Annotated in this window: 14 protein-coding genes; 11 read left to right on the forward strand and 3 right to left on the reverse strand. The window is 34.9% G+C overall.

Going from position 1 to position 11,794, the window contains the following annotated elements:
* The first annotated feature begins 46 nt into the window (after positions 1-46).
* Positions 47-412 carry a DUF805 domain-containing protein gene (locus I6F42_RS04050; RefSeq protein ID WP_165726196.1) on the forward strand — a complete coding sequence of 122 codons (366 nt, stop codon included), beginning with the start codon at positions 47-49 and terminating at the stop codon, positions 410-412.
* A gap of 70 nt (positions 413-482) precedes the next feature.
* Here the strand turns inward: I6F42_RS04050 and I6F42_RS04055 are convergent, their stop codons facing one another.
* Both I6F42_RS04055 and I6F42_RS04060 read right to left on the reverse strand, forming a co-directional pair.
* Entirely contained in the window at positions 483-1,658 is a 1,176-nt protein-coding gene (locus I6F42_RS04055; protein WP_197151021.1) for a putative manganese transporter, read from the reverse strand.
* Positions 1,659-1,818: 160 nt separating this feature from the next.
* Positions 1,819-3,444: a M28 family metallopeptidase gene (locus I6F42_RS04060; protein WP_197151022.1), complete on the reverse strand. Its 1,626-nt coding sequence runs from the start codon at positions 3,442-3,444 to the stop codon at positions 1,819-1,821.
* Between the two features lie 113 nt (positions 3,445-3,557).
* On the opposite strand from I6F42_RS04060, the gene I6F42_RS04065 reads away from it, so the two are divergent.
* Genes I6F42_RS04065 through I6F42_RS04075 form a run of 3 tightly spaced genes read left to right on the forward strand, consistent with a single transcriptional unit; the run spans position 3,558 to position 6,356 of the window.
* Positions 3,558-4,370 carry a DUF3025 domain-containing protein gene (locus I6F42_RS04065; RefSeq protein ID WP_197151023.1) on the forward strand — a complete coding sequence of 271 codons (813 nt, stop codon included), beginning with the start codon at positions 3,558-3,560 and terminating at the stop codon, positions 4,368-4,370.
* Positions 4,367-5,155, forward strand: a complete 789-nt coding sequence (locus I6F42_RS04070; RefSeq protein ID WP_197151027.1) for an ABC transporter ATP-binding protein — start codon at positions 4,367-4,369, stop codon at positions 5,153-5,155. The genes I6F42_RS04065 and I6F42_RS04070 overlap by 4 nt, the downstream gene beginning before the upstream one ends.
* Positions 5,148-6,356 (forward strand): ABC transporter permease subunit, encoded by a 1,209-nt coding sequence (locus tag I6F42_RS04075; protein ID WP_197151132.1) that lies wholly within the window; start codon positions 5,148-5,150, stop codon positions 6,354-6,356. Before I6F42_RS04070 ends, I6F42_RS04075 begins: the two co-directional genes overlap by 8 nt.
* A 39-nt stretch (positions 6,357-6,395) precedes the next feature.
* Here the strand turns inward: I6F42_RS04075 and I6F42_RS04080 are convergent, their stop codons facing one another.
* Entirely contained in the window at positions 6,396-7,190 is a 795-nt protein-coding gene (locus I6F42_RS04080; RefSeq protein ID WP_010552689.1) for an OmpA family protein, read from the reverse strand.
* Positions 7,191-7,303: 113 nt separating this feature from the next.
* Between I6F42_RS04080 and I6F42_RS04085 the strand changes: the two genes are divergently transcribed.
* From I6F42_RS04085 to I6F42_RS04115, 7 genes are all read left to right on the forward strand, one after another.
* The gene (locus I6F42_RS04085) at positions 7,304-7,816 is read left to right on the forward strand and encodes a LuxR C-terminal-related transcriptional regulator (RefSeq protein WP_010552690.1); all 513 of its coding nucleotides are present in this window, start codon (positions 7,304-7,306) and stop codon (positions 7,814-7,816) included.
* A gap of 86 nt (positions 7,817-7,902) precedes the next feature.
* On the forward strand, positions 7,903-8,184 hold the full coding sequence (locus I6F42_RS04090) for a Flp family type IVb pilin (RefSeq protein WP_033013016.1): 282 nt from the start codon (positions 7,903-7,905) through the stop codon (positions 8,182-8,184).
* 21 nt (positions 8,185-8,205) lie between these two features.
* Complete coding sequence (locus I6F42_RS04095; RefSeq protein WP_010552692.1) at positions 8,206-8,511, forward strand: Flp family type IVb pilin; 306 nt, start codon at positions 8,206-8,208, stop codon at positions 8,509-8,511.
* 54 nt (positions 8,512-8,565) lie between these two features.
* Positions 8,566-9,960, forward strand: coding sequence for a Tad domain-containing protein (locus tag I6F42_RS04100; RefSeq protein ID WP_197151028.1), 1,395 nt, complete (start codon positions 8,566-8,568; stop codon positions 9,958-9,960).
* Between the two features lie 6 nt (positions 9,961-9,966).
* The gene (locus tag I6F42_RS04105; RefSeq protein ID WP_010552694.1) at positions 9,967-10,884 is read left to right on the forward strand and encodes a hypothetical protein; all 918 of its coding nucleotides are present in this window, start codon (positions 9,967-9,969) and stop codon (positions 10,882-10,884) included.
* Positions 10,881-11,555 carry a hypothetical protein gene (locus tag I6F42_RS04110; protein ID WP_010552695.1) on the forward strand — a complete coding sequence of 225 codons (675 nt, stop codon included), beginning with the start codon at positions 10,881-10,883 and terminating at the stop codon, positions 11,553-11,555. The genes I6F42_RS04105 and I6F42_RS04110 overlap by 4 nt, the downstream gene beginning before the upstream one ends.
* The gene (locus tag I6F42_RS04115) at positions 11,545-11,775 is read left to right on the forward strand and encodes a hypothetical protein (protein WP_010552696.1); all 231 of its coding nucleotides are present in this window, start codon (positions 11,545-11,547) and stop codon (positions 11,773-11,775) included. The genes I6F42_RS04110 and I6F42_RS04115 overlap by 11 nt, the downstream gene beginning before the upstream one ends.
* Positions 11,776-11,794 lie beyond the last annotated feature (19 nt).

Raw genomic sequence — 11,794 nt, forward strand, 5'->3', positions numbered from 1 at the left:
GATTAACCCCGTTAGGGAATATAAAAAATAACACTAAGGAAATTTCATGGAACATTATATGAACGCGTTGCGTAGCTACGCAGATTTTTCAGGCCGTAATCGTCGTAAAGCATTTTGGATGTTTATGCTAATTAATATTATTTTTTCGCTTTTAACAAGTGTTATAGATGGTATTACAAACACAATGTTCGTAAGCTCTATTTATAGCTTAGCGCTATTTATTCCTGGCTTAAGTATTGGCGCTCGTCGTCTACATGACACAGGCCGTTCAGGCTGGTGGCAGCTACTTTGGTTAGTGCCAGTAATTGGTTGGATTGTTTTAATTGTTTTTCTTGCTCAAGATTCACACGAAGGCGAAAATGATTTTGGTCCAAATCCAAAAGAATTAGCAGTAGAACCAACTACTGTATAAGTAAGAATAACTTAACATGTTAAAAGCTCAGCAATTGCTGAGCTTTTTTGTTTTTTTATTTCTCATTCTTTTAAATTTCAGCAAAAAAATACAACCCATAACCAACTATTAATGCGGGAATAGACGTATAAAGTGTAGCTATAACTGCAGCTTTGGGCGCCATTGCTATTGCTGGAAATAACGCATCACCATCGTTAGAAATTGCGTTTCCTGCTAAAGCACTAAAGGGAATAATGCCTTGAATATAAAGCGTTGTAACAATTATTTGCGGACCACAACCAGGTAAAAAACCAATAAGCACTGCAATTAATGGGGCCAAATAGGCGTAATGTACAAACCACGTTTTTAAATCAAGTCCTGCAATGTTAACCAAAATCTCAAATAGCATAAAAGAGGCTACAACCCATGCCGTTACAAAATGGGTATCTTGTAATACTTTTATTATTTTAGAAGGGGGGTTACATGCATCGTCTTCTGACGTTACTTCTTGATAGCTTTCACCTCTTGACGAAAGTGCCCAAATACTAACAATAAATAAAGCCATTAATGCACCAAATAGCGTAATTACAGTACTTGTGTTTGAACCAAACTGTGAAAAATCAACATTAAACGCAATCAAAAAGGCAATTATAAGGCTTGGGATAATTGCTACCATCCAAACCGGTTTACTGATTTTAATAATGTTAGTTGAGAGTATTTTAATTTGGTGCTTTTGTTCTTGCGCTGTTGGGCGTAAAAAGTCTTTTTTGTGTATTGTATTAACCAGTAAACCACTGAATGTACCCACAACTAACCCTATTCCCATAATTAACAAGCCTTCAGTAGGGCGGGTAGCAAGTAATAAAAATGCTGCATCGCCCATTGTAGCTGTTAGCACAGCAACAATAGCCCCAAAGCTTGCTTGGCCTTTTGTAAATTGAGTAACCACAATAATAGCCCCACCACAGCCAGGTAATGCACCTAAAACCGCTGCAAAGCTAATTTCTAAAATAGGGGACTTGGCACTTAAATAACTAAGCTCTAATTGAGGTAAGTGTTCTATAGCGTAGTAATAAATTAAAAGGGTAGCAGCAACAAACACACTCACTTGAAAAAATGCATCACTCAGTGCGGTCATTGTTATTTCGCGTAATTGCGGTATTGCAAGGCAAGTTAAAATAAATAAAGGCAGAAGTAAGCGTTTTTTTTGGCTCAAAAATCGTTTTGAGGCAGGAGTAATAAAACCAATGTGAGGGAGTGAAATCATACAATGCGACCTAATAAATTAACTAGGTCACACTGTATATTTTAATTAAATGATAATCAATATCATTTGCATCTATTTAAATCGATTACTCTGTTTGAGTTTTTCGATAGCCAAATCTAAGTTAGTTTAAATTTGAATTAAAGGCTGTGATTAAATTGGGCTACTTACGCTGAAATTCAGAGTTTGTATTCCACGTTGGCCACTGTTCTGTTTCAGAAATATCAAAACCTACTTTATAAAATAATTGTAAGTCTTGAACAGCACCCGATAAATCCCATTCATCACGGTAACGGTCACATGGTTGATGGTAACAACCGCGAAGTACTAAACTCATACGTTTACGGTAATTAGCCGTTTCTTCATCAGCAGCCATTGTGCCGCCACCTGCGTACATGGCCGGAATGCCCATGTTTGCAAATGCAAAGTGATCAGAGCGATAATAGCCACCAGATGACGGTTTAGGATCACCTGATATTGTTCTGCCTTGCTCTTTAGCCGCAGTTTCTAAAAACTCATCCATTTGTGATTTACCAATACCAACCACATTCATGTCTTTTACTTTGCCTAATAAATTTAAGCTATCCATGTTTATGTTAGCGACTGTTTTATTCGCTGCAATCACGGGATTTGCCGCATAGTATTTAGACCCTAATAAGCCTTGCTCTTCAGCAGTTACTGCTAAAAATGTCATTGAGCGGCTAGGGTGCTTTGGTAATTTAGTAAAGGCTTCGGCCACTTCAATTAGCCCAGCGGTACCCGTTGCATTGTCGTGAGCACCGTTATAAATTTGATCGCCTTTACGTGTTTTATCTGTACCTAAGTGATCCCAATGAGCTGAGTAAATAACATGCTCATCTGGTTGCTCGCTTCCTGGTAACGTAGCGATAAAGTTATACGACACCGATTTTTTAATCGTGTTTTTAATACTAACAGAAGCAGTTAAATCGCCCATATCAACATGGTAAGCACCTTTAGCAGCATTCGTTTTAACGGTATCAAAATCTAAACCTGCTTTAGTAAAGAGTTCTTTTGCTACGTCAGTTGTAACCCAGCCTTCAACAGCTACACGGTCCATGTTGTTGTTTTCTTTTTGAAAACCAAACTGCTCACCGCTCCACGAGTTTTCAACAACCGACCACGGATAAGATGCAGGTGCTGTTTCATGAATGATAATTGCACCTGCGGCACCACGGCGACTCGCTTCTTCGTATTTGTATGTCCAACGCCCATAATAGGTCATTGCGTCGCCAGTAAATAAAGCAGGGTCTTTTGTTGCAAAACCCGGATCGTTAACCAGCATTACAACCGTTTTGCCCTTAACGTCTAAGCCTTCGTAATCATTCCAATTGTATTCAGGCGCGTTAACGCCATAGCCTACAAATACAAGTTCAGAATTTTCTATGCCTTCTTGTGCGCTTATGCGGCTGCTACCCATAACCATGTCTTTTTTGTATTGGTAGTCTTTACCACCAATACTAAGCACCATGTTCGAATCTGCTTCTAAAGAAACTAATGGCACTTCTTGTAAGTAACTGTCGCCATTACCTGGTTTTAAACCTAAAGCTTTAAACTGCGCAGTTAAATAATCAAGCGTTAGCTTTTCGCCAGGTGATGAAGGAGCACGACCACCAAATTCGTCTGATGCGAGTACTTTTACATGTTTAGCCAGTTCATCAGCTTGAATACTGTTATAACCATTTGTTATATCAGTAGGTGTAATACTTGTTGTAGCGCAACCTGCTAAAACAGCGGTAGCGAGGAGTGTGAGAGAGAAATAATGTTTCATGTCAGCTCTTTTTTTGTTTTAAGTTGTGATTAGTATATTAACTTCTATTAAGTAGAACCAGTTTTTGCGGTAAACTTCTCGTAAATTATAGGCATAAATTGTTAAAGGTTTAAATGAAGCGTTTTACTCCCCCCGAGCAGTGGCAAATCAGTAGTCTAGAAACAGGTGCATTTGCACATTTACGTGAGCTGTTTAAAGTTAACGAATTAACAGATTGGCCGGCGCCGCAGTGGTTTTCTCCATTTTTAACCGCTATTAATGCGAATAATATTCCTATTACTTTTGAAGATGATGCAAAGGTAGATTTTGGCGATCGTTATTACGAACAAGTTATTTTTGAAACGGGTGTTGTACCTACACGCAGTGAGAACTGGCATGACTTATTTGGTGGCTTTATTTGGTGTTTATTTCCTAAAACCAAAGCACTTATTAACCAGCGTCATGTGCAAGATATAGCTGAACATGGATTACAAAAGCGTACTAAGCATCGTAATGCACTAACGCTCTTTGATGAATGTGGTGTTGTACTGGCAATAAGCGATACTAAATGGCAAGAGTTGCTTCGCGATCACCAATGGAAAACAGCATTTGTTGAGCATAAAAGCGAATGGGGGAAAAGCATTAAAGCGTTTATGTTTGGCCATGCTAATTATGAAATGCTCACCAAACCTTATATAGGTTTAACGGGTAAAGCATTGTTTGTTTGTGTACCTAATGAAATGTTTTGTAAAGATTTAGTTACTCAATATCAGTACCTAGACCAAGCCCTTTATGAGATGATTAATACAGATAACTGCTTAGCCGATAACAAACAGCTTTCACCACTGCCTTTATTAGGTGTGCCAGGCTGGCATGACGAAAACAAAGACGACTCTTTTTACAACAATACAGATTATTTTAGAGCGAAACGAAGGATACGAACATGATAGAAGTTGCTGGGCTTAAAAAGAAATTTAAGCTAACTAAAGATCACAAAAAAAATAAAATAGACGACATCGACCCTCGTGAAGATAAAGACTATTTTCATTCAGTACGAGATGTGAGTTTTAGCTGCGCAAAGGGTGAAGTACTTGGGTTGCTAGGCCCAAATGGTGCGGGTAAAACGACTACACTTAGAATGATTTCAACCGCGTTAAAGCCCGATGAAGGTTCAATAACAATTGCCGGAAACGACATTGTAAAAAAACCGCTACTGGGGCGTAAGTCTATCGGTTTTTTATCGGGCTCTACCGGTTTGTATGGCCGCTTAACTGTAAAAGAAAACATAGAGTATTTTGCAAAGCTCCACGGTATGAGCAAAAGCGATATTGCAACGCGTTGTGATGAGCTATTTACATTGCTTGATATGCATAAGTTTATTGATAAGCGTGCAGAAAACCTATCAACAGGTATGAAGCAAAAAGCAAATATAGCGCGTGCTGTTGTGCATCGCCCAGCAGTAGTCGTGCTCGATGAGCCAACAACGGGTCTCGATATAATGACAACGCAAACCGTTATTCAATTTATTAAGGGTTTAAAGGCGCAAGGTACTCCTGTTATTTTTTCTACCCATCATTTAGATGAAGTTGCACTTTTATGTGACCGAGTTGCTGTAATTAATGAAGGCGTTAGCTGCTTTGATGGGACAGTAGAAGAGTTTAAACAAGCAGGTAATAGTGATGAGCTTAATCAAGCGTTTATGAATATATTAACGGAGAAACATGATGTTTGAAGTATTTAAAAAGGAATTAAGAGAACTCCTTCGCGATAAAAAAACGCTACTGTTTGTTGTAGCGCTACCGGTCTTTATATTTCCTGTGATATTTGGGGTTTTAGGTTATTTTATGGCTCAAGCACATTTAAGTGCAGAGCAAGAAGTTCATAGTTATTCAATCATTGGTGAGGAGTATGCTACAGGATTTAGCGAGTCAGTCTTTTATCACAAAAACTTTAATTTAAATAAGGATATAAAAACAAATACCAAAGAAGAGTTAGAAAAAGCTGTTAAAAATGAGTTGATTGATTTAGGTATTTATATAGAAAGTAAGCCAATAATTGATGGGAAAATTAAAAGTATAATTAAAATTGAAGTTGTTTTTAATAATTCAAGCAGAGTTAATTATATAACAGAGAAAATCAATAAAATATTTTCTGACTACAAAGTATTAATCCAATATAAAAATTTAAAAGAATTAGGGATTACTAAACATCAAGAGCAAGATTTTGTATTATCACCAATAGAACTAGAGTTAATTGACTCATCAAATGCAAGAGAAAGTTTCGGTGAGAAAATAGGAGTGTTATTACCATATTTGTTGATACCTATTGTTCTTACAGGTGCAAGTTATCCCGCAATTGATTTAGGTGCAGGAGAAAAGGAAAGAGGGACTTTAGAGACACTACTACTTACACCCATAACTAGAACTCAATTAGTTATGGGTAAATTTATAACTATATTAACTGCTTCGTTAGCAACATCCCTAATTACAGTATTAAGTTTGGGAAGTTGGATGTATATAGCAAAACAATTTATTTCTATATCTTTTATAACAGATGCAATAGAGTTAATTGGCACCGTTGATTTGATATTAATATTACTTTTATTAATACCATTAGCTTGTATATTTTCTAGTTTAGTTTTAGCGATTTCAATTTATGCAAAAACTTTTAAAGAAGCTCAAAATTATATGGGGCCTCTTTCAATGCTTACATTTTTCCCCCTCGCAATTTCAATGATGCCTAATATGGAACTAAACGTTAAAACGTCACTTATACCAATAGTGAACATATCATTAGCTATTAGAGAGTTGCTAAAAGGAACTGTTGAGTATAATCATGTTTACTTGATTATAGGATCTACAAGTATCATTGCAATTATATCGATTCTTTTTTGCGTGAAGTGGTTTAATAAAGAAGAGGTGTTATTTAGATAGAGCTTAATGCACTAAATTATTTTTAGTGCATTAAAATTATTAATATGAGCTTATTTCTACTCTTCTATTTTTAGAGTCATCAGATGTTATTGGTAATAAGCTACCCATCGCCTCAATTTTAATGTTTGATCTATTAATTCCATTATTTATAAGATAATCAGCTACTGCTTTGGCTCTTTTTAATGAAAGTTGCATATTAAGATCATAATTTCCTGAATTATCAGTATGACCTGTTATAAAAATATTTGTTTCATCGCTACTATTATTAATAATAGACTTTAAATTTTTGTAGTAAGACTTTTCAATTTTATGTGAATTCAAATTAAAGTAGACATTTTTAAATTGATTATCATATTTATTTAAAGCTATATCTTCTTTAGCATCATTCATTTTTCTTACAAACAAAAATGAATTATCTTCATATGAAGATAAATGTATGAGCTGAAAGTCATTTCCTTTCTTAAATATAGCAACTCTCTGCTTACTTTTATCACTAATGAAATTTATTGAATTTATATCGTTTGCTAATTTAATCGAGTTCCCACACTCTAAAAATGAACATTCCTTTACCAAGATATAATCTTGTGACATTAGGTATTTATAAACCTTTACAAATTTATCAGATGCATTCGTATATTTATTGAATTCAAAGTTCTTAAAATTAGAGGATGAAGCTATCATTGCTCTATTATCTACAATAAAGCTTTCTTGATTATCGAAATCAGATTCAATAGTCGATCTATTATTATCTTCGATTAGCCCCATCGAAGCATTACAGTACAGAGTATTGAGGGAGGAGGTAAAAAGTATAGGTAAAATGTATTTTTTTTTCATGAGTAACATCCATATTTTTTGTTTAAATTAACATTATATAAAACTAGTTGCAACTTGAGGTACATTTTATTAAAGTCACTGACTGATGTATAGGGGCTAAGGGAATAAAGCAAATGTTAGCAGTTAAAAGCACAGAAGGTATAACTGATAGACTTGAAAATTCGGGGATAGAATACAAAATAATAAAATCGAGTGAAGCAGAAATCTTAGGTGAACTTCTGGAGGGCGTTTTAGTCTTGATTGATTTACCTGCTGATTTAGATTTTGAATATCAACTTTTAAACAAGAAAGCTTCTGGTGTCTTATGGTTATCAACTGAAAATATGGATATTCAGGAGGTAATAGAAACCATAAACAGCGGCGGAAAGTGGTTTAGTCGTGTAACCTTAACTAGAAAAATAAACGAATCTTTAAACAAAGGCAACAGCAGAACATTTATTAATTCTTTTGGTTTTACTAAAAGAGAAAAACAAATATTTGAACAAATAAAGTTAGGCCTAAGTAATAAAGAAATAGCTAGAAATAAATGCATTTCTGAAGCAACAGTAAAGTCGCATGTAAAAAATATTTTATCGAAAACTAATACAAAAAATAGAACTTCATTGTTAATTCAGTTATCAAAGTGAAAAATCATCCTATGGGATGGTTTTTTTGTTAAGAAAAAGATACTAACATTCTATTTCGATTAATATACAAGGAGTAAACAATGAAAATGAATAAAAAACAACAAGGGCAAGGAATGACTGAATATATCATCATTGTTGCTCTTATTGCTGTTTCTGCAATCGGTGTATATAGTTTTTTTGGTAAAACTATACGAAACCAAGTTTCAGCAATTGCCTCAGAGGTTTCTGGGCAAGACTCAGCAGCTAAAATTCAAGCAGCGAAAAAATCTGCTGATGATGCTGCAACTAACGCTGATAAAGATTACAACCTAGGTAATTTTGATGAAGGTGGTAATAAAGCCGCTTCAGGCAGTTCAGGCGGCAGTTAATAAATACCTATGGAGCATAAAATGTTAAAAAAACAGCATTTAGGCCAAGGTACTACTGAGTACATAATAATTGTTGCACTTATTGCTGTATCAGCGATTGGTGTATACAGTTTTTTTGGGAAAACAGTGCGTAATCAAGTTGCCGCGCTGGCAACTGAAGTTGCGGGAAATGACTCGAGTGCACAAATTGCAAATGCTAAAGCGGCTGCTGATAGCGCTGCTATAACTGCCGATAAAGATTACAATCTTGGTAATTATAACGAAGGCGCAAATAATGCTGCCGGGGAAAGTGGTGGTTCTAGTGGTGGATCGGAAGTAGTGGATTAGAGTATCGAGTGCTAGTAACTTTATTGTTACTAGCACTCAAAATGGATGTTATATATGCGTAAGGAAAATGGACAATCTTTAATTATAGGTACTGTGTTTTTAGCTAGTATAGTCATGTCTTTACTGTACCTTTTTAATATCTCGCAACAAAACCTAAATAAAACAAAATTACAAAACTCAGCTGATGCCACTGTTATAAGTGGTGCACAGTTGCTTGCCAGAGATTTAAATTTCAAAGCTTACACCAACCGTGCAATGGTTGCTAATCATGTAGCTGTTGCTCAATATGTTGGTTTATCATCTTGGGGGAACTTTGCAGAGGAGACTGGTGAAAATATTTCTGACGTTACAGCTGCCATACCTATTGTAGGGCAAGTAGCTGCAGGTGTTCGCTCTGTACTAGCATATATGAATGCGATCATCCAGCCAGCGATGACTGGAGCCGTAGTTTTGACTGATTTTGCAAATTCAGGTTTATCTGCTTCTCAATCTATAATGAATACTGCAACAACATTTGGTTTTATAGAAACTTCATATAATATCTTAGAGAAAAATGACCCCTCAGCTTATGTGTCACTTGCTTCGGCAGTAAATGTTGGTGATTTTATTTATTCTGATTGGAGCGACTTTCAAGGACAGTTCGATAGAAATGATAGAACGGGAAGATATGACGAGCATTTTAAACTTATAACAAATTCTGTTGATCCATTTACTGATAATCGAAGCTTTAACTGGGATATATTCCCTTTTGAATTTAACCTTATTTTTGCTGGCCTCCCAACAAAATTGAAAACAAAGCAAACAGGTGGTACTGAACTTTTTAAAAATGGAAGTTCAGCTGAAGTTTGGAGCGCAATGGATACACTTGGTTTCCATCTGGAGATTTTTAGTTGCAAACTATGGAGTGGCTGTAAATGGCGCGGGGGGGAAACTCCTACCGGTTGGGGGGCTAGTCATGCTGGAAGTGACAAAGATACTAGAAAGTACACGAATAAAAATTATTATGGGAAATCTCGTAAAATCAACAAAAAGTCTTCTAAATGGGCTTATAGAAATGAGTCAGATATAAATAGTGCATACTCGGGTTTGCAGAGCTTCTACGATATTAAATCAACGGATAGTAAAAATGTCGCGCCTATGGTAACTCTGGTTGTTTCTAAAGATTTTAGTGATATTAGGACATCTCAGAGCCTTAAAGTTGGTACAGAAAATAAAGAAAATACTAAAGTTATAGATATAGATTTAGAAGAAAAAAGAGTTAATTCATCGGACAAAATTACAGTAATGAGTAAAGCAAAAATATACTATTTTAGAGATAGTGGAATGTGGGGGAGATCGGATTCTAAATGGGAGTATGGGAATTTATATAATCCCTATTGGCAGGTAACTCTTAACGACACTTCTAAAGATGAAAGACGTCTTTTTAGTGCACTAGCTATGGCACTGTGAGAAATTATGAATAAGAACTCTGGTCAAGCACTTATAGAAATGATTGTTTTTGTAACTTTTGTTATTGCTCCAATGATGTTGCTAGTTCCTTATTTTAGTAAAATTATAGAAACACAACATTATGCAAATATGTCGTCAAGATATATAGCTTGGGAAAGAACTGTATGGCTTGAGAATAAACCTGGTAATTGGTCTGGAGATGATTCTTCATTAGCTATTAAAAATACTTCTCAGGTTGTGAGTGACGTCCCTTGGAGAATATTTAAAGGTCATGACAGTGTTATTACTTCATTACAACCATCTGATTCTAAATGGAATGATAGTAATACAGCTCAGTTTCTTAATTTTAATCAAGCTAGCCAGACAGATTCTGAGTTTTTGTTAGCACCCTTTAACCCGACTGAAGAAGACGATACTCTTCATAATTATTTTAGTAATGATCTAAAAAATAATAATGTACCAGGTACTATAGCTTCAGCTATTTCAATGGCATTCAAAGTTCTCGAAATTGGCGGTTTAGATCTAGAGCAAAAGGGGTTTTACCACGCTAACTTTTCTACACAAGTAACTAGCCATAAACTTCTTGAGTTTATTAATGAAGATATTGATAAAGAGCCTGAGAATGAAAATGCTGAAAGTGAAAATAAAAGACCTCATCAATTCGAATTCCCTATAACCTCTGATTCATATATTTTAGCTTCAGGTTGGAATGTAGGAGGTCAATCACATAATGAAAATAGAGTTAGATCTCTAGTCCCTTCAAATCTCTTTAATATCGGTGTTTTAGACTCATTGCGTGATGCTGTTTCAGAAATACCTATTATGGAAAAGCTTAACTCAAATTCTTTGAAATTCGGTCATATCGAAATAGAAGAGCTACCAACTTCTAGAAAAGGAAATAACATTGATGGGAGTGATAAATGAATAAATATTTGATTAAACTATTAACTGTCTTATTTTTATTGAGCTTTGGAGTTAATGCGCAGGTTAATTTTCCTGTTGATTCCTCTGTTCAGATTGTATCTGATGGGATGATAGTTGACGGCGTAAAAATGCAAGCTTGGGACTTTAAAAGTAAAAGAAACCTTGAGTTTAATTTAAACTTTTTTAAAAATGAATGGGAAGATGAAAGTAAAAAATATACATATGTACAATATGACGGGTGGGATATTATAAATGCCGTAATTGATGATGTGATATATACAGCTAAACTTAAATCAGCTGGTAAAAACTTATCTTATGGATTTGTAGCCACTTCTTCAAAATTGGATGGAAAGCTAAGTAGTTTGAATAAAGAAATAAAAGATTTTCCACAACCAAGTAGCACACAATTATTAAGAGAAATTAAATCAATAGATGGCTCAAAAAAATCGAGTACGATGATTTTAACTAACAGGTTATCAGTAATAAAAAATTTAGATTTTTATTCTACGTATTTTAAAAAGTATAATTGGACAATTAATAAATCAATGTTTAGTAAAAATAAAAAGAAAGGTGCTTTTTTGGCAAGTAATGGCCCAAGTAATGTGAGCATTACTTTTGACAGCAGAGCTAATAATACTTTTATTACTGCGGTACGTGTAGATGTTGAATAATAAATTAAAAGGGCAAGCAAGTGTTGAGTATTTGGTTATTTCAATTGGTTTAGTTTTAGCTTTACTTTTGCCAGTCCCTGATAGTGAGTTAACAGACAACAATTGGCTAGAAAAATATAAAGGAAAAAATATAATGGAAATATTGTCTGATAAATTAAAAAAATCTTATAGTGACTATAGCTATGCAAAATCTTTACCGCCACTTCCGGATGATCTTTAAAGCCTTAGTAACAAGGAAG

Source organism: Pseudoalteromonas sp. SWYJZ12 (assembly GCF_015864395.1).
Lineage (GTDB): Bacteria > Pseudomonadota > Gammaproteobacteria > Enterobacterales > Alteromonadaceae > Pseudoalteromonas > Pseudoalteromonas arctica.